Here is an 18,395-nt window from a genome sequence, read left to right as displayed (position 1 = left end):
TGCGGCTACCAGGTGGGGTAGTCCACCACGGGCACCGGCTGCGCGGCGGGCTCGTCCGTCGCTCCGCGATAGCCCGTTTCGAGCAGCCCCAGCTGCTGCTCGAGCGCGGTGCGCTGCCGGTCCACGGCGTGCGCGGCGGCGGCCCGTCTGCGTTCGAGGTGGCCCCGGTTGAGGATGGCGCGGACGATCTCGCCCTTGGCGGCGGCGTAGGCGAGGCGGGAGGTGGGGTGCTGGGCGGCCGCAGCGAGCTTCTGCTGCCCGTACTCCTCGGCCAACCCCCGGTGCCGGCGCAGCTGTTGGCGCACCAGGAGCAGCCGGTCCCAGGCGGGCGTGGAGTGCGTGACGAGGTGGTAGAGCACGGTCCGCGGGTCGCCCCTGCCGACCAGGAGCATGCCCGGCTGGTTGCCGGCCTTGATGTAGACCCGCCCGGCCGCGAGCAGCGCGGCGAGCAGCGGGCCCACGGCCGAGGGGTCCGGCACGCCGAGCGCGATGTCGATGATGGGCTTGGCTACCAGGCCGGGCACGGAGGTGCTGCCGACATGGGCGATGTCTGCCTCGAGCCCGGCGTCGGCCAGGATCGCCCGCAGCTCGAGCTCTTCCGCGGCGAAGCGGTCGGGCCAGTCCTCCTGGTAAGCGACGACACGCACTTCGTCGCCGCGCAGGCCGGGACTGACGTCGGTGGACGGCACCGCCTGCCCGGGCGGCACCACGGGCGCCGCCTCGCGCACCCGGCGTTCCGCCGCACTCGCGCCGAGCCAGGCCACGGCCCCGCCCCTCAACTCGCGTGCCTCGTCAGACGGTTGCCGGTCCACGGCCGCCGCCCCCTTCCCGTGGCCCACCGTTCGACTCGGCGCGCGCAGTCCGCTCGCCGTCGTCGTCCCCGCCGAGCAGGTCGGCCAACGCGGCCTCGCCCAGCGCCCCTTCGCCGGTGACGACGGTCATCCGCTCGATGTCGGGGTCGCCGAGCAGGCCCTTGGCGAGCCGCTCGTTCAGCCGCTGGTTCTCCAGCCTGCGCCGGTGCCGCTCCTCCAGTTCCTTGAGCACGTCGAGGTAGCGATGCAGCCGTTTGAAGTCCTCGAGCGCCGGGGTGTCGCCGACGTCGAGGTCGACGACCAGGTTGTTGGTGTCGAGCACGGTTCGCCGGGTGGCGCCCCGGGTCATCAGGAATCGGTGGTAGTTCGCCCGGACGACGTCACGCTGCTCCTCGTCCAGCTGCGCCCAGCTCCGCTTGGCCGCGAGGGCGACCGCGACGGCGGGAACGTACCGCATCATCTCCTCGAGCAGCCCAGCGCTGAAGAACCCCGGCTGCTGGGTGAGCGGCGGCAGCGGGTCGGACAGCTTGAGCAGCCGCATTTCTGGGTCGGTGAGTTCACCGGTCACCTGCAGCACGATGCGCACGGTGTCACCGCTGGCCGGGGTGCCGTCGAGCCAGAGGCGCAGCCCGTCCAGATCGAGCCCGTGCCCCACCGCCCGCACATCGACCGGGAGATCGCAGGCCTTGCCGCCGACCGCGCTGACCCGCCCCGTCCACGTACTGCCGGTGGACTTCAGCTCGTACGTTGCGAACGGATAGCGCGGTTCGTACGCGACCGAGTCCAGGCAGACCAGGGACGCGGGCGGCGCCACGGTCACCTCGAAGCGGGCGTATCCGGCGCGCAGCGCGGAGAGCGCCTCGTGCATATTGGCCAGGCGGGCGGAGCCGCGCAGCAGGAACACTGCGTAGTTGCCCGCGTATCCGATCGGCCCGGCCGGGTTGATGATCTCGGTGAGCGGGCGCAGGCTCTCGGTCGCGTAGTCGGCGACGAAGCGGCCGTTGACCGGGTAGCCCTCGCGTGGAACGCCGTCGGGGACGAACACCCAGCGGGTGGGGACGAGTTGCCGCGAGTAGCGCAGCCAACGCTGGTCGGAGTCCTCGTCGGCCCAGACGGCGCGCAGATAGTGCAGGATGTGCCGCCGGATGTGGGCGAGCAGGCCCCCGCGCCGGTGCTTGCGGCGCTGCTTGTCGGCCGACTCGGCGCGTGCCGCCTCCAGGGCGCGGGCATAGGCGTCCTGCCCGGAGGCGAGCAGGTCGGGCATGTAGCCGCCGGTGAACTCCTTGTAGGTGCCGGTCGCGGCGTTCGCCGCCACGGCCCCGGCCTTGAAGACCCCGCCGTCGTCGGGCAGCGTCATCTCGTCGGGTTCGGCGACGATCGCCGCCAGCTCCCCGGCGAAGGCCGGGTCGAGGAGGACCTTCGCGATGATCGAGGCGTGCCGCTGCACCCAGCCGGTCGTCACGGCCCCGGGCGGGATCACCGGTTCCGGAACGAAGACGACGGAGTTGACCTCGGCCAGATGGGTGGTGAGCTCGTAGGCGCGCTGCAGCTTCGAGTAGACGTAGGTGATCGCGATCTCGTCGTTCGGGTTGACGATCTCCGAGACGCGGCTGGTCTCGTCGGTCACCGAGGTCTCCGTCGAGACGACGATCTTGGTATCGCGCTTCATCCGGCTGGCCGTCTTGGCCATGGTCTCGGTCAGATTGGCCTTGGTGTCCTTGCTCGACGAGCCCTGTTCCCCGCCCGCGCCGGCCGACAGCTTGGCGGTGACCGGGCCGAACCCGCCGCTCGCCTCCGCGTCGACATGCCACTTGAAGCTCGAGGAGGCCTGGTCGACGACCTCACTGGAGTCCTTGGTGGCGGTCGAGGAGTCCGTCGTGGTCTCGGTGGAGGTGACGTCCTCGGAGCTGCGGACGTCCTTGGCGGTACGGACGAGCTTGACCGAGACCTTCTCCGACTGCTTGGGGCCGAGCGGTACGGTGCGGACGATCTCGCCCGGCTGGTTGCCGAGCGGCAGCCACTCCTGCCGGTAGACCACGCGCAGCCCGAAGTTCACCCCGCCCGGGTAGGGCGTGAAGCCGTACTGCCCGGTGTCCTCCTCGGGCAGGAACTCCGAAGGCTCCGCGTTCGGGAACATCTTGTCGAACAGCGCCAGGACCTCCTTGGCGGCCTTGAGCCAGCGGGCCGGGTCGTCGAACGACGCGGCGATCTTGCCCGCGTTGTACGGCGTCAGCCGGCACAGCTCGCAGACCCAGTGGTCGAACGCCGAGAGCACGTCGTCCATCGGGATGTGCGAGCTGTTGGTGTACGGCAGGATCAGCGCGGCCTGCAGCTCGTACAGGTCCTCCGCCAGGAAGCGCAGGAAGAGCCGGTAGAGGGTGTCGATGAAACCGGGGAAGTACGGGGTGTAGGAGATGCTCGTGTACGGGCCGGTGTCGAGCTCCATGACGCAATAGGCCCACACCGCGTTGCTGATGATCTCGTGCGCGCGGTCGAGGAAGCGCTCGAGGGTCGGCGGGGTGACCGTGGCCGGGGTCCCGAGGCCGATGCTCGACCACGGGTCGCGGACGAACTGGTACTCGGCGAAGTCGTGGAAGGCGCTGCCGGGCACGATCGGGCCGCCGAAGAGCGGTGCGCGCACGGGGCCGCCGAGGAGGGTCAACGCCCGGGTGAGGAAGTCCGCTTCGGTGGCGTCGTGTGGCGTGTCCGCGCTCTCCTGCCGGTCCGCCAACGCCCGGCCGGCCACCTGCTCGGTCGCGGCCCCGTCCGTCAGTGCCTCGGCCGAGTGGGCCAGGGCGGACCGGGCGGCATGGCGCAGCACCAGCCGCTCGGCGGCGGTGCCGTGCAGGTCGCCGGCGTCGCCCGCGCCGAGGGTCCGCTCTAGGCCGGCGATCGCCTCGCGGGCGGCGTTCAGGCCGACCGCCGCGGCCCGGTTCGTGGCGGACATCGAGGACAGCGCGTCCGGGTCGACGAGGTGCGCGGGCGTGACGATCCGCCGCACCGCGACCTTGTCGCCGTCCTCGTGCGGCAGGCGGCTGGTGCCCAGCCATGCGCCGAAGGACTCCGACGGGGGCGGCTGCGAGGCCATCCGCCGGATGGCGGCGATGGCGGCCCGCACCGGCAGCGCGCCCGGCCCGCTCACCCGGGGCCCTTGGGTGAGCCGTTCGTCGGTCATGTCCTGGTGCCGTTGCCGGCCCGGTCCCCGTCGGTCTTGGGGCGGGCTGCCTTCAGCGTGGCGTGCCAGGTGTAGGCCCGGGTGATCAGGGCGTCCAGTTGCTCGTCGCCGTCCTCCTCGCGGAATTGCAGGACGGCCGCGAGGGCTTCGGCGCCGCGCAGTGCAATCCGTTGGCGTACCCCGAAACTCTCCCGGGTCAGCGGCTGGGCGGCACCAGTGTCGAGCTGCCCGGCGATCTGCTCCACCACTTTGTCGCCGTTGGCGTCCTCCCGGTACGGCCAAGCAGGGCCGGGCGGCTGGTTGAGGCCGAACACGGCGATCACGCCACGCTCCCTGAGGATCGGATAGGCGACGCGTTCGGCGAGGCCTCCGATGACCTGGCGGCTCCAGTTCACCGACGAGCCCCGTAGGCCGAGCAGAAACTCGCGCAGTGGACGGTGCGTGGTGCGTACCCGTTCGCGCAGCATCGGAATGCCGGAGGCCTGACTCCACTGGGCGAAGGCGGAGGCGGCCTCGAGGAAGGGCTCGCGCAGCCGAACGAAGTCGCCGCCAGCCTCCGGGTCGCCGAACAACGGCGTGAACAGGGCCCTGCGCTGGGCCGGGGCCAGGTAGTACTCATGGCTGCCGGACCGCGACTCGAGGCGGGCCAGCTCGGTGAGCACTTCGCTGTCGCTGATGTCGGTGTAGAGCTGGGGGCGTACGAAGAAGTCGTGGGCCACCAGTTTGGCCAGATCGACCAGGCAGTCGAGGTTGGCATAGGCGTAGAGCGCGGCGAGTTGACGGTCGTCGTCGGCCACGGCGGCGAAGCTGCCGGCGTCGTTGATGAAGGCGGGCGCGAGGGCCACCGTCATGGCGTCCTCGGTGCGTTTGGGCTGTTCGTCGGTCGTCTGGCGGTCGGCCGCGGATTCTTCCGAGTCGTTCACAGGGACCTCCCCGCAGGGTGGCATCGACAATGTGGAGCGGAAATGGGAGCGGGAGGCCCGCCGGAGAGAGCACGGCGGGGGCCGCCGACCTTTTGCCAGGTTCCTCGCGTTATCTGGGCGTTCGGGTCGCTCCAGTAGAGCCGAGGTTGGGGGCGTCGGCTAGTCCCGCGCCGGACATCCGTCTTCGCGCCGTACCGGCGCGTGCGCGCCTTCGCCCACCGCTGGCAGATCACGGGCCTGCTCACCGAGCTCCACGACCGGCTGCGCGACAAGACCCGTGAGAGGGAAGGCCGTTCACCGGTCCGACAGCCGCGATCATCGACTCGCAGTCGGTGCGGGCGGCAGCGAACATCCCGCGCTCGACGTCGGGATGGGATGGCGGGAAGAAGGTAGGCGGCAGGAAGCGGCACCTGCTCGTGGACTGCCTCGGCCTGGTCCTGGCCGTCCCGTTGCTCGCGCGGCTGCGGAAGATGTACTTCTCATCCGCCTCGTCTGGGCGGACGGCGCTTACTCCGGGAGCCTGGTCGACTGGGCGCGACAACAGTGCACTCATGGAGTGACCTGCCCCACCGTTTGGGTTCCAGGCCCGGTGGCTAACTGGCAGCCGGGATGGGTTGCGTTCACAGGTTGCCAGCGGACGTGGGCGGACTCGAAGCCCACCAGGGGGCGGAGGCTCGGGAACCGCCCCATGGCGGGCCGTGGCCTCAGGTCCTGAACACACGAGACCCTGGAGCGGTCGTGAGCCGAGATGAAGTCGGCTACTGCAGGTTGACCTTGTGCTCGTGCCTCGGGTCCGCGGGGCACGTGAAGATCCGCAGGGAGCCTGACCGGCCCACCAACACCTTGGTCGGGGTGCTGGCCCCGCGCACGTTGAGGGCGTCGCGGTCCTCGACCGGCACCCAGCTGCGGTTACCTCCGTCCCACTCTGAACTGGCGATGGTCACAAGTACCTGCATGGGGGTCCCGCAGTCGCAGACCATGGGGTGCGGGTCAGTTACATGCCATGACGCGAAGCCGCCAACTTTCCAACCCGGCGGGATGGAAAGGTCGTACTGGTAGAGCGGGGCGTCATCATCAGCCTCTTCGCTCGCCTCGTCCCATTCTTCGATGCGTTCCCGCAGCTCATCGTCCAGGAGGCCCAGGTACTCATGCTCCTGCACTTCTTCGGGATGCAGCACGCAGGGTTCTGGTACATAACCTGCATCGCCGACCACTGCAGGGGAAGGCGGTTCAGTCAGGAGTTCCCTGCGCTCTGATGCCTTGCGCCATTTCAGATGGACTCCGGGAGTCCTGGGGAATCCGTGTGCATCGAAGGGGCACCACAGAATCTGAAGCAGGTCGCAACCGTCGGGAGCTGTGAGGCCCGGAATGTCTTTGGTGTAGAGCTGCGCGAGCGGCAGGAGCGGGGTGGGGTCCGTATCGCGCAGGCCCTCGACGTGGTGCTCTTGCTCCAGTGATGTCAGGGTCTCCTGCTCTATATCGGTCAGTCCCGGTTCCGGGCTGCGATGCTCGGATTCGTCCATGATGTGACGCCACCGGTGGATATCTCCCATACGCCTGCCGGTATTCCGCTCGTGGGGTACCGAGCACTCCGGCCACGGCTCGTCCGCGGGCCACAGCAGGGGGCCGCCCACCGAGCTGTCGGCCGCCTCGGGTGTTCCGGGGCGTGGGTGGAGTCGCGTGCCGGTCCTCCGGTAGGCGGCCAGTTCGGGGAACTGCGCCTCAATGTCTACTGGGCGGGAAGGAGTTGTGCGTGTCACGTTCGTCCTTGCATCGCGTCGGAGGGTTTACCGGGACAGCCTACCGGCCGGTCCGTACGCCTGAAGCGGGATTCTCCAGGGGCTCATTCAGGTAGAACCCGCGGTCTCCGTGCGCCACCAGATCAATTCTGATGGGGACAGGATTCGCCCCCGCATAAACGGGGGTTACCGAATACTGCACGTTTTCCCCTCGGTCGACGGCCCGGTACACCTGGTCCTCAAATCCCTTCATGACGGGCGTGTTGACCGGATCCTGGGTGAGTGTGATGAGGTTCTGGTACGCCAGGGATCCCTTCCCTGGTCCGCCGAGACGATTGGCCAGCAAATGCCCCCGGGCCTCGTTGAAGGCCGTTCCGTGACCATTCCAGCCGGGCGGTTTTATCGTGCCTGCTTCGCTTCCTTTGTCCAGCATTTCCTTCCGGAGTGCTGCCCAGACTCCGGTGGGCCGGCCGAGGCCGTCCAGGGCCCCGTACCTGACGCTCCCGCCCCACCCGTATCTGTCGACCTTGCAGGCTTTCGGGGCCAGGCCGAGGGGATCGCTCGCCGTGTGGGGGTTGGAGACGTACGTGGCCGGGTTCGGGGCCGGCTCCAGACCGAGAGGGTCGGAGGTGAGGTATCGGGCCGTTTCGGGATCGTAGGTGCGGAAGTAGTTGTAGTGAAGTTCGGTCTCCGGGTCGAAGTACTGGCCGGGAAAGCGGAGAGGGGTGTGCGTGGTGGCGTCCCGGTTCCAGACCGTGGTGCCCCACAGGGTGGTGCGGGTGCGGGCTGCGATGGCACCGTTCTCGTCCAGGAGTTCGGTGGGGGTGCCGACCAGGTCGGTGACGATCGCGAAGAAGCGCTGGTCGATTTCGTGTTGAGGCAACTGAAAATCGGTGAGCCGTTCCCGTTGGATCAGGGGATACAGCCCCAGGTGGTCCCAGGTCAGAGCCAGCTGGGTTTCCCCGTCCGGGCTGCGCGTGCTCTGCTCGCAGAGCGCTGTGGCATCCCACGTGAAGTCGGTCTGCTCCAGCACGCTCTGGGAGTCCTTGTCGAGGCGCTGTTTGGCTATGCGGCGGCCGAGCGGGTCGTAGAGGTAGCGCCAGAGGGTGCCGTCGGGGGTGGTGCAGGCAGTCAGCCGGTCCTCGGCGTCCCAGATGTAGCGCCACGTCTCGGGTTTGCGGGAGAGGCGGGTTTTCTGGCGCAAGGTGGTGCGGCCGGCGGCGTCGTACTCGTAGCGGACGTTGCCTGCGCGGGTGATGCGAGTGCCGGTGTATGTGCGTTCGCCCCGGGCCTCGGGGGTGGGGGTTTTGTCGGGCCAGTCGGCGTGGGTCTGGTTGCCGGCCGCGTCGTAGGCGTACGTCTCGGTCCATCTCCGGGCTTCGACTGTGGTGACGCGGCCTGCCGCATCGAGCGTGAAGCGGCGCGGTCCGTTGAGGTGGTCGTCGACGGCGGTGAGGTTGCTGTCGTCGCGATAGGTGTAGTCGCGGCGCTGCACTGTTTCGGCGCTCGGGCCTGCCACGTGCTGGGCGATGAGGCGGCCGAGGGGATCCCAGGTGCTGGAGAGCGTGGTCGAGCCGCCGAGAGAGCGGGTCACCTCCCGGCCGAGTGCGTCATGGGTGAAGTCCATGATCCGGCCGGACGCGATGAGACGGTTGGGGCTGCCCACTACGTCGTACGTCCACTGGCTGAGCGCGCCGGCCGGCGTGGTGCGGGACGTGGGCCGCCCCAGCACGTCGTAGGTGTAGGCGACCTTGCGGCCGTTTGTGCTTTCGGAGGCGGTGCGGCCCATCGGGTCGTATGTGTAGGTCAGTTCGGCGTCCGGGCCGCTGATGCGCAGGGGGCGGCCTTCCACGTCGTAGGTGAAGTGTGTGTGCGCTCCGGCCGCGTTCTTGGCGGTGATGTTGCCGAGTGGGTCATAGGTGAGGCTGATGGTTTCGCCCAGCGGGGTGGTGCGCGAGGCGAGGCGGCCTGCCGCGTCATGGGTGTAGGTCCGGGTGCGGGTGTCGAAATCTGTCTCCGCGACGAGGCGGCCTGCCGGATCGTAGGTGTAACTCCAGTTCATGCCCTGGGGGTTGGTGACGTGGGTGAGCTGGAGTTCGGTGTCGTGCGTGAAGGCATGACGGGTGCCGTCGGGGTCGGTCCGGGCCGCCAGGAGATCGAAGTGGGTGTACTCGTAGGTGGTCGCCCGGCCCAGCGCGTCGGTGTGGCGTGTGCAGTTGCCCTCGCCGTCGTAGTTCCAGGTCTCCGTCGTGCCGTCCGGGGCGGTGGTGCGGGCGAGATGTCCGTCCGCTGTCCACTCCATGGCCGTGCGCTGGCCGAGCGCGTTGGTGATCGCGGTGGTGCGGCCGAAGGCGTCGCGCTGGTAGGTGATCGTCGCGCCCAGTGGGTCGGTGATCGTCCGGGGTAGCCCGGTCCGGTCGGTCGACACCGTGACGGTCTCGCCGAGGGGATTGGTGATCGCCGACAGGTGGCCCTCGTTGGTGTAGGCGTAGCGGGTCGTGGCGCCGGCGGGGTCCGTGGCGGTGGTGAGGCTGCCGCGTGCGTCGTAGGTGCGGTGCGCAACGGTGCTGTCCGCGGAGGCGATGGTGGTGGGCAGGCCCAGGTGGTTGTGGGCGGCGCTGGTGTAGTGCCCGTCCGGGCGGATCACCAGGTTCAGGTGTCCCGCCTCGTCGTAGCCGAACTGGGTGGTGTGACCGAGCGGGTCGGTGACGGCCTGCACCTTGTCGAAGCGGTCATAGACGGTGCGTGTCGTCGCTCCGGTCGGTCCGGTGGTGGTGACGATCTGACAGCGTTCGTTGACCTGGTAAAGGGTGGTGTGTCCCAGGGAGTTGGTCACGGCATTGGTGCGCAGACCGGTGTCCGGGTCCGGCTCGCTGTAGGTGAAGGTGTTCGCCATGTGGCCCTGGGTTCCGCCCTGGCTGACGCAGCGGTCCTGTTCGTCATAGACGTAGGCGTAGGACGATTGGTTGGTGTCGGTCCACGTCGTGATCCGGCCCAGCGCGTCGTTGGTGAACCGAGCCGGCGGGCCCGAGAACGCCGATACTTCGCAGAGATGGCCGCCCTCGTCGTAGCCGAAGCGGACGATCTCTGAGTCGCTGCCGTCGTCCGCTGCGGCCTTCAGGTGCAGAGCGGCGATCCGGCCGCCCTCGGTGGTGACCTTCAGGTGGTAGCCGGCGCTGTGGGCTATCGACGCAGGCGCGCCCTCGGCGTCGTACGAGAAGGTGATCCACTGGCCGGTGCGGTCGGATATCTGCGCGAGCAGTGCAATGCCGTCCCGGCCGCCGGTGGGGGCATCGAAGTGCCAGATGCGGCCTGCTTGGGGGTCGGTGAGTGTGTACTCGCCGTGTACGTCGATCTCCAGCGGCCAGCGTGCTCCCGCCGCGGGCAGCACCGGAAGTCCAGGAGCGGGGTGCGGGTAGGCGAGCAGGGTGCCGTCGGCGCTGAGGAAGATGACGCCCTCGGCATCGACCTCCAGCCGCTGGTCTGCGGTCGAGGTCCAGGTGGGGCCGAACCAGCGTCCTGCCCGGTAGGACGATTCGAAGTACCGCTCGAAGACCAGCGGCAGCAGGGCCGGCAGTGCAACATCGGTGTGCGGTAGCAGCATCCGGCCGGTGGCCGCGTCGACGGGGTCGCCGCACTCGCTCTTCTTGGCCAGCTGGCGGGCATTTTCAGCGAGCGTGTCCTTGAGGGACTTGCGTGCGGAGTTCTCCGCCGCGTCCTTGGCCCCCGCCTTCATCGCGCCCTTCAGCCCCGCCTTCGCGACGCCGCCTGCGCCTTTGCCGCCGATCAGGTTGGTGAGGAGGACCCCGCCGGCTTCGCTGGGGTCGCTGCTCCACCCGGAGCCGATGATCGATTTCGGGAGCTGTTCGGGGTGCGAGGCGATGCCGGTCAGTCCGGCCAGCACCATCTGCTGCTGGCCCATCATCTGGAAGGGGTGGGTGAGGTTGTAGGGGTCCAGCGGGTTGAAGGTGCGCGCCAGCTTGACCATGTCGGTGACGCCCTTGACGACGCCACCCGCCACATGGACACCGCTCAGCACGTTGCCGGCGACGAAGTCCTGGCCGTCCAGCTTCATCCGGTCGGTGAAGTCCGGCTTCTTCGGAGCCTGCTCCAATGCCGCGGCCACTTGCCGCTGGGCGTCCTGGCCCGCGTCGTTGCGCTGACGGCGCGCCTCGACGAGCAGATGCTCCGCAGCCGCCCGGCCCTCTTTGCCCGGGTCGGTGAACGGTCCGGGTTTCACCGGGGCACCGTCCGGCGAACCACCTTGCTCAAGGGCCTGGTTGTACTCGGCGGCCTGCGTGTTGTAGGCGTCGATGCGGGAGTTGTACTGGCTCACGGCCGTCTTCGAGGACTGCTCGGCGGCCTTCCACTTCTCGATGGCCTCCTGGGCCTGGCCCTGAGCCCAGCGGACCGTGTCCGCGTACGCCTCCAGGGCCTTGGCCGCCGCTTCGCAGGCGTCCGCGGCGGTGATCCACGCCTTGGGCTGGACGTCGAACTTCGCGCGGAAGGCGTCGCCGGCCTTGCCCTGCCAACTGCCCGAGTCCAGGCCGCGCATCCCCTGGCCGACGTTTTCGAACGCGGCGAAGAAGTCCCGCAGATGCTTCGCGGTCGCCTCGATCTTGCCCGGGCTTCCGTGGAGGAGTTCCTTCGGCTCATCGCTCTCGCCGAGGTTGCGCTCGTCGACCTGCGCGCCCAGCCGGTTGGCGACCGACTCACCGGCGTCGCGAACCTTCTCGGCCGCGCCGTCCAGGCCGATGTGGTCCAGGCCGTCCGCGGCCTTGTCACTGGTCCACTCGGCTGCCTCGCCGACCGCCTTCTTCGCCCCGTCGACGGCGCCTTCGATGCCGTCGCCGACCTTGTTGACGAGATCCCCGAAACCCATCAGTCCCGCGCCTCAAAGGTCTTGGTATCGGGGTGGGGAGTGCCGTCCCACTGCCAGTCGATGTCCGTGTCCTGGCCAGCCGCAGCCTCCGCCGCGCCCAGCAACGGCGAGGACTTCGCGTTGTCCGCCGCCTGATCCCACGCCTCGTTCGACTGCTGCTGCGCCTTCTCAGCGGACTCTGCCGAGAAGTCCGGGTTCAGCGCATTGGCCACCGGGGCCTTCAGCGTGTCGCTCCAGCCCTGCTTGGCCACCTCTTCCTCGGAAAGGTACGGATTGCCTTCCGCTCCCTGGTAGGCAACCTTCAAGGTCGTCGAGACGTACTGCTCCTGCTCGTGATACATCCCCGCCGACAACCCGAGCCCCGCCGCCAGCTCGTTCGCGTCCCGCATCAGGGAGTGCACGCCCCAGCCCCACCGGTCGCAGAAGTCCGCGAACGTCTCCGTCAGGCCCGCATGGCCCGACTCCAGGCCGGTCAGCTCCAGGTCGTCGAAGCCGCGCCCGAGATTCGCCTCGATATCGAGCCCCAGCTCCTTGAGCTCCGACATCGCGGCGTTGATCCCGTTGGTGATCTGCTGCAGGGCCGCCGGGTCGACCGCATACCCGTCCCCGCTCATGCCGCTCCCCCGAGATCAACATCCAGGTCCACGGCTGCAGCATCGGGCACGATGCCCACCACCGGCGGGAACAGCGCACCGTCCTCGGACCCCGGATCCAGGGCCACCCCGCACGGAACACCCACCGCGCCGACCGCCTCATCGAGCAACCGCGCACCCAGCACCTTCAGGTACGGCCACTCCCGCTCCGTCTCGCCGCGCGCCTGCGCGAACCGTCCCAGCGCCTCTTCGTGCGAGAACGCACAGATCCACCGCAACCCGCCGAACTCCGCAGACCACAACCCGTCCTGGTCATCCAGCGGCACCAGCACCGCGGTTCGCCGGAACTCTCCCAGCAGCGCCATGAACTCCCGGCGCACGGTTTCAACTTGCTCCTGCGAAACCGCTTCGGCTGCATCCAGCCGATGTTCAGGCCCCCGTATGCCATCCATGACGGACGATCCTGCCATGCGTAACTTCCCGCAAGCAACGCGTCACAGACGATTGACAGCGAGGTCACAGCGGCACATGAGCATGAGCAACCGGATCAGATTTCCTGCACGCTCCGCACCAGCCTGGTGATTCGTGCAGGAGCACGGAACCTGCGGTGTCTCGGTCGTGCCTTGTCCATACAGGGGCTCTATGTCCCACTGCTACCAAGTGCGGAACGTCTGCTGGTACTGGCTCCACCGGCCGAAGCGAGCCATCAGCTCAATGGCCGCGGCCTCGTTCAACCCCAGGGCCGCCGCGACTTGTTCAGGGCTCGTGTCTCCCCTGGAGTCATAGGCCGGCCAGTACGCGACCTCCACGGCAGTCACCTCCAAGCGGCGCGCCGCCCGCACCGCCGCCAGAGGCGAAGTCTTCGCCAATTTCTCAATCTCCTCCTGCAGCTGGGTGAGGAGCGAGGTGACTGTTTCCGGCAACGGGATCGCTGCCTGTTCTACTTCGACGATGTGAGCGTCCCAGTCCTGCGCGCAGTCATCCGCCGTGCCTCCGGCCGCCTCGGACAAGTCCTGCTCGCCGATCTGCTCCCAGTCCAGCCGGCGCTCGCTCCCGCTCCAGCCGCAAGCGCATACGGCCCGCAGGGAGGCGGCTCGCGGACCGTGAAAGCGACGGCCGTCATAGACGCTCCACTGCGACACGCTCCGCCCGCTCCCGCTGGAGTTCAACATGAGAGAAACCGGCGGCGGGACACTCCCGTCGGCCAGGAGCACACCGACGGCTCCTTCGTGCGAGGACCCGAACTCCTCTGCCGTCAGCGTCTCCCGCTCACCCTCGCCCATAGCCGCGCCCTCCACCGTTGATGGCTCCTCGACGCCACGGGCGAGGAGCGCCTTGTGCTGGGTATGACGATGCCGCAGCAAGCGTGAGCCCCACACGGAAACCGATAAAGAATTGAACCGGTGTGATGCCGTGTACTGGCGCGCGGCGCGGCCGCCCCCTACTCGGTGATCGGCTCGTACACCACCGCCGAGACGGCATACGGCTATACCGAGGACCGATAGTGACGGCCGCACGTCCGCGAACGCCTGCGCTGCGGCCCGTGCCATCGGTTCGTCCGGGGCGGTCAACTCCACGCAGATGACTCCCGGCCAACCCAGTGCCTCCGCGATCCGCTGTCTCGTCATCGTCGTCATGCCGGCGGCGACGCTCCCCGCGCGGGCTCGGATCCGGGATGCCCGGCAATCCACTGCGGCGAAGTCGGCAGTGATGCATGACAAGCGCGTCGTTACGAACCGTACGTGCGACGCCATCGCGCCGGCCGCAAGAGCCGCACTCGGCGGCGCGACCAAAGCCTGCGTGGAGACCAAGCCCCTGACCGACCTCAAGGCACTACCAGTCGCCGCCAAGGCTATTGCCGCCAACGATTCCTGCGACAGCACTCAGCCCGGCACCTTCACCGCCACCCGATTAGACATCTGCCTGAACGGCATGGAGGTCACCTATACGCTGCTCAGCGACAAGGGCGCCGTGCTCGGCACCGGCCTGATGAACGTCGAAAGCAGCATGACGCTCAGTGCCTCGAAGACCTCTTGGGACGAGACCACTACGGTCAAGGTCGTCAGCGTCACCGGTGACGTGAAGACCCTCAACATCTCGTACGACGTGGCCTGTACCGGGGGTTGCGGCATGACCGACGCCCGCCCGTGGGACGGGACGAAGAGTCTTGGCTTGGGTGGTACGGCGACCGGAACGGTCACCTACAGCACCCCCGTTGCTTCCGGAACCCGGACCAACGTCACCTCCAAGCACCACATGTATGTGGTCGCCACGGGTGCCATTCCCACCCAGCCCAATATAAACTGGGACAACCCCTGGCCCATCCGCTGCGACAATGAGGTCGGCGCCAACCCCGGCTGCGTTGTCCCGGACGTCCGCGCCAACTTCGAGTTCTCGCTCACCGAGCTCGGCGGCGCTGCAGCCACCTACGGGTGGGCCCAGAACGCACTGCGCGACGGTGCACCCCTGACCCGTGAACCGAGTGAAGCCGCGGCTACCTCGCGGCGCGAGTACACCTGCGGGAGCAACAGCTCCGACCCCTTCGTCTACATGGACGACGTGGTCCCGAACGACTCGTGCGACGAGTTCCCGTTCGCACGGTCCTTCGAGGGAGGCACGAACGGCGCACTGTGCGCTGATATCGTCCCGCTGTTCGAGAACGGGCAGTGGATGATCTACGAGGCGCGGGCGGACAAGCCGGTCACCGGCAATGAGCCCTGCGCCCGCGGGCACGTCGACAACAGCAACACCGGCCTGGCCCTTGGCCGATACGTGCAGAGGGACCGCGTCCTCGACACCGAGAAGTACAACGTCTACGCCGTCAACTAACTGAACCCTGGAGCCCGGGGTGCCCCCAGTCGCGGCAGGGGGCACGCCGGGCCCAGAAGAGGAGTCGCCGTGATCGGCGATCACTGGGACTGGGTTACCAGCCCGCGCTACCCCCTTTGGTGTGTGACGTTCACCAAGAGCCTTGCGCCGCCCGAAGTGCTGCGCCGCTATGGGGCAGAACCCGACCGCGCGCGAACGCTCGCCCACACCGAAGCAAGCGACCTCTACGACATGGCCCTGCGGGACAATGGCACGGTGCTGCGCGTCGGCGAGCTCGGAGAATGAACCTTCTGCTTTGAGGACGTAGGCGGAGACGGCTCTCGCCCAGGACCCCTCAGCGCGCTCTCGCAAGGCACCGAAGTGTTGTCTCTGCTGCGGGGCGGGGACGGCATGAACTGCTTCGCCCACTGGCGAGATGGGCAGCGCACCGAGGAGTTCGAGCCAGGCTTCTCCCACACTGAGCCGAAGCTTCCGCACCCCTGGTGGGATGTAGTGCAGGAACGGCTCGCTGCATCCGGTGAGGAATACCCCGACCTGGTTCCCGTCCTGGAAGCGGTGGCTCACTACATCGGGGCCGTACCCGACACCGACACACTCGAAGGCCCGCTGCTCACCCTGTGTCTCGCAGACAGCAGCCGCACCCCAGACCCGCCGGCTCGCCGCCCTGGACCCTTCCGGCCGCCAGGGCGTGCGCTGGGTCCCGCCCTGCTCAGTCCCCCTCCCCCGCCATCTGTAGGGAGGGCCGCCAACGTCCCTACCACCCAGCGCCCGTACGGGACCAGGATCGAAGAATAGACAACCCTGGTCTCCGTCCCGGCAGGTCATCCAGTCGTCGGCTCTCTCAGCGCGGGCTCCTGCGCGGGTACGAGCGGGGTAGTACGCGAGTACTGCCCCCGTTGTCTCTGGTGGCGTCGGCCAAGAGCCCGGCTGCGGCGAACGCACGGGCCTGGATGCGGTCGATGTCCTCTCTGGCTAGGTCGGCTTCGTCAGGGATCGGGCACGAATTCCGTGAGGACGATCAGAGTGGTTCGGCCTTGGTGACGTGGCGTTGTCTGGGACCGTGGTGCGGTGTGATGACCTGGTCGCCACCGCCGATCTGCCTCGACGCGAGTTGACGAGTTCACTCACGGAATTCGTGCCTGATCCGAAAACGGCTGTGGCGGATATTTCGTGACGGTCAGTTCTAAACATCCCGTGTAGTCCTTGATGCCCGTTCCTCAGCATGGTGTTCGTGGGGGACGAACAGTTCTGGGATCTGGTGTGGCCCGACGTCGAGGGGTTGGGCATCGATGCGATATGCGTCGTTGGGGATGCTGTGTGGATCGATCTGCATGCTCGGCAGCCGACGGTGACGTGCCCCTCGTGCGGCGTGACCGCTTCGCGCGTGCACAGCACGTACACGCGACGCCTGGCCGACCGCCCGCTGGGCGGGCGGCGGGTGCTGCTACGGCTGCGGATCCGCCGATTCTTCTGTGACAACGGCCTGTGCTCCCGCCGGACCATGGCGGAGCAGGTCCCGGGCCTGACCATGCGGTACCGGCGCCGGACCACATCCCTCGCCCGGATGGTGCAGGCGATCGGACTGGCCGTCGGTGGCCGGGCCGGTGCCCGGCTCGCCGCCTACCTGCCGGTGCGGACGAGCCGGGACGTGATCCTTGGGGAACTCCGGCGACTGCCGGACCCGCCGTCCGGCCAGGTCACGGTCCTGGGCATCGACGAGTTCGCGTTCCGCAAGGGCGCCACCTACGGGACCGTGCTGATCGACGTCGAAACCCGGCGGCCGATCGACCTGCTGCCCGACCGCACCGCGGACACCGTGGCCTCCTGGCTCGCCGACCATCCCGAGATCAGGGTGATCTGCCGGGACCGGTGCAGCACCTTCAGCCAGGCCGCCGCCCGCGCGGCACCCGACGCGATCCAGGTGGCAGACAGGTGGCACTTGCTGCACTCGCTCGCCCGTGCCGTCGAACGAACCGCCCACCAGCACCGCGTCTGCCTGCGCAAAGACGCCGAGATCGACGTTCTGGACCAGCGCCAGGGGCCGTCGAACCCCGTATCCCTGGCGGCGCTGATTGGGCCACCGGAGTCGAGCGACCCACCAGACGGGCAGCTCTTGGCCCGCGTCCGCCAGTGGCACACCGACATCCACCAGCTGCGCGAACGCGGCTGGACGATCAGCGCGATCGCCGACCGCCTGGGCCGGGACCGCAAGACGGTACGCCACTACCTGACCACCGACCTCGAGCAGATCCTCGCCTCCGCACGCGAGCGCCGCCCCAACGGCCACATCAACCGCTTCAAGCCCTACCTGCAACAACGCTTCCTTGGTGGCGCGACCAACGCCGCGGCCCTGTTCCGTGAGATTCGCGAACGCGGCTACCGCGGCAGTCGCGTCGTGGTCACCAAGTACATCGCGACCCTCCGTGCCGGCACCGCCGCCCCCGAACCACCGCGGCCGATTCCCAGTCCCCGCCGGATCACGACCTGGATCATGCGCCACCCCGACTCCCTGACCGACAGCCAGCGCGATCAGCTCGACCGCATCCTGGATCGCCTGCCCCGACCTGGCCACCGCCCGCGACCTCGCCCATGAGTTCAGTGCCATCGCTCGCGAACGCCGAGGTCACGACCTCACGCACTGGATGACACGAGCCCTTGACCACGGGCCATCACCGGTCCAGGGCTTCGCCTCCTTCCTCCAGAACGACTGGGACGCCGTCGTCAACGGCCTCACCCTGCCCTGGAGCTCAGGCGCCGTCGAGGGCCAGGTCACACGCATCAAACTGATCAAACGCCGGTCATACGGCCGAGCGTCCTTCTCACTCTTGCGAACCCTCGTCCTCGCACAGCCACCGTGACCTCACAGCTTCAGACGTGTCGCCCGCGTTTGGTCTTCGCGCGCATTCGGTCGCGAAGCTCGGCCTGGTAGAAGGCGGCTTTGTCGCCGCCCAGCTTGAAGTACTCGCAGATGTCGGCGACCGTTTCGGCGTCTTCCGCGGTACCCGTGAGCCCGATCTGGACGAGCCCCCAGAACCCCTCCTGAGCGTGGTGCCTGCATCTGTCGCCCAGACCCGCGCCTTCTGCATCCAGCTCATAGTCGCTGGAGCCCGCGGCCACGAACAACAACGTCTGCAGCAGCACGTCTCGGGCCAGTGTCGAGAGATCGCCCGCCAGCGCGGCCATGATCACGCCAACCGCGGGCGGAGTGCACTCGAAGATGATTGTGTCTCCCTCGACGTGATCATCGAGGGTGTATCCGATCATGTCCCGGGGCGTCTCGGCAGTGATGATCGCCTCGATCAGAAGAGGCACATGCTCCGCAGAATCGCCGCAGCCGCACTTCAACGAAGCCCAATCGACCCGTCGAAGCTCTGCGCGCACCAGCTCACTGACCACCACCGCGGACCCCCAAAAGCCATGCCGGACCCCGAGCCCCGGCGCT

At 68.4% G+C, this 18,395-nt stretch carries 14 protein-coding genes and 1 pseudogene; 6 read left to right on the top strand and 9 right to left on the bottom strand.

Going from position 1 to position 18,395, the window contains the following annotated elements; translation table 11 throughout:
* Positions 1-5: 5 nt before the first annotated feature.
* The 3 genes from OG707_RS41960 to OG707_RS41950 are packed head-to-tail and all read right to left on the bottom strand — an operon-like array spanning position 6 to position 4,910.
* Entirely contained in the window at positions 6-812 is an 807-nt protein-coding gene (locus OG707_RS41960; protein WP_329127479.1) for a GrpB family protein, read from the bottom strand.
* The gene (locus OG707_RS41955; RefSeq protein ID WP_329127478.1) at positions 793-3,987 is read right to left on the bottom strand and encodes a hypothetical protein; all 3,195 of its coding nucleotides are present in this window, start codon (positions 3,985-3,987) and stop codon (positions 793-795) included. Before OG707_RS41955 ends, OG707_RS41960 begins: the two co-directional genes overlap by 20 nt.
* Entirely contained in the window at positions 3,984-4,910 is a 927-nt protein-coding gene (locus tag OG707_RS41950; protein WP_329127477.1) for a hypothetical protein, read from the bottom strand. Before OG707_RS41950 ends, OG707_RS41955 begins: the two co-directional genes overlap by 4 nt.
* Before the next feature lie 332 nt (positions 4,911-5,242).
* On the opposite strand from OG707_RS41950, the gene OG707_RS42560 reads away from it, so the two are divergent.
* Complete coding sequence (locus tag OG707_RS42560; RefSeq protein ID WP_443071463.1) at positions 5,243-5,470, top strand: hypothetical protein; 228 nt, start codon at positions 5,243-5,245, stop codon at positions 5,468-5,470.
* Positions 5,471-5,668: 198 nt separating this feature from the next.
* Here the strand turns inward: OG707_RS42560 and OG707_RS41940 are convergent, their stop codons facing one another.
* From OG707_RS41940 to OG707_RS41920, 5 genes are all read right to left on the bottom strand, one after another.
* On the bottom strand, positions 5,669-6,433 hold the full coding sequence (locus OG707_RS41940) for a hypothetical protein (protein ID WP_329127476.1): 765 nt from the start codon (positions 6,431-6,433) through the stop codon (positions 5,669-5,671).
* Positions 6,434-6,710: 277 nt separating this feature from the next.
* Positions 6,711-11,531, bottom strand: a complete 4,821-nt coding sequence (locus OG707_RS41935; RefSeq protein ID WP_329127475.1) for a putative T7SS-secreted protein — start codon at positions 11,529-11,531, stop codon at positions 6,711-6,713.
* Positions 11,531-12,145, bottom strand: a complete 615-nt coding sequence (locus tag OG707_RS41930; RefSeq protein ID WP_329127474.1) for a hypothetical protein — start codon at positions 12,143-12,145, stop codon at positions 11,531-11,533. Before OG707_RS41930 ends, OG707_RS41935 begins: the two co-directional genes overlap by 1 nt.
* Positions 12,142-12,576 (bottom strand): SseB family protein, encoded by a 435-nt coding sequence (locus OG707_RS41925; RefSeq protein ID WP_329127473.1) that lies wholly within the window; start codon positions 12,574-12,576, stop codon positions 12,142-12,144. Before OG707_RS41925 ends, OG707_RS41930 begins: the two co-directional genes overlap by 4 nt.
* 201 nt (positions 12,577-12,777) lie before the next feature.
* Complete coding sequence (locus OG707_RS41920; protein ID WP_329127471.1) at positions 12,778-13,761, bottom strand: hypothetical protein; 984 nt, start codon at positions 13,759-13,761, stop codon at positions 12,778-12,780.
* 163 nt (positions 13,762-13,924) lie between these two features.
* Between OG707_RS41920 and OG707_RS41915 the strand changes: the two genes are divergently transcribed.
* The 5 genes and pseudogenes from OG707_RS41915 to OG707_RS42550 all read left to right on the top strand — a co-directional run bounded on the left by OG707_RS41915 (position 13,925) and on the right by OG707_RS42550 (position 17,811).
* Positions 13,925-14,953 carry a NucA/NucB deoxyribonuclease domain-containing protein gene (locus OG707_RS41915; protein ID WP_329127470.1) on the top strand — a complete coding sequence of 343 codons (1,029 nt, stop codon included), beginning with the start codon at positions 13,925-13,927 and terminating at the stop codon, positions 14,951-14,953.
* 69 nt (positions 14,954-15,022) lie between these two features.
* Positions 15,023-15,238 carry a hypothetical protein gene (locus OG707_RS41910; RefSeq protein ID WP_329127469.1) on the top strand — a complete coding sequence of 72 codons (216 nt, stop codon included), beginning with the start codon at positions 15,023-15,025 and terminating at the stop codon, positions 15,236-15,238.
* Positions 15,239-15,256: 18 nt separating this feature from the next.
* Positions 15,257-15,748, top strand: a pseudogene (locus tag OG707_RS42555) (DUF6461 domain-containing protein); the annotation flags it as partial.
* A gap of 427 nt (positions 15,749-16,175) precedes the next feature.
* Entirely contained in the window at positions 16,176-17,546 is a 1,371-nt protein-coding gene (locus tag OG707_RS41905) for an ISL3 family transposase (protein WP_329127467.1), read from the top strand.
* A complete protein-coding gene (locus tag OG707_RS42550; protein ID WP_443071519.1) occupies positions 17,482-17,811 on the top strand; it encodes a transposase in 330 nt (109 codons plus the stop codon). The genes OG707_RS41905 and OG707_RS42550 overlap by 65 nt, the downstream gene beginning before the upstream one ends.
* 10 nt (positions 17,812-17,821) lie before the next feature.
* On the opposite strand, the gene OG707_RS41900 is transcribed toward OG707_RS42550, so the two are convergent.
* Complete coding sequence (locus OG707_RS41900) at positions 17,822-18,352, bottom strand: hypothetical protein (protein WP_329127466.1); 531 nt, start codon at positions 18,350-18,352, stop codon at positions 17,822-17,824.
* Positions 18,353-18,395 lie beyond the last annotated feature (43 nt).

The sequence above is a fragment of the Streptomyces sp. NBC_01465 genome (genome assembly GCF_036227325.1).
Lineage (GTDB): Bacteria > Actinomycetota > Actinomycetes > Streptomycetales > Streptomycetaceae > Streptomyces.
This window is presented reverse-complemented; position numbering and strand designations above follow the sequence as displayed.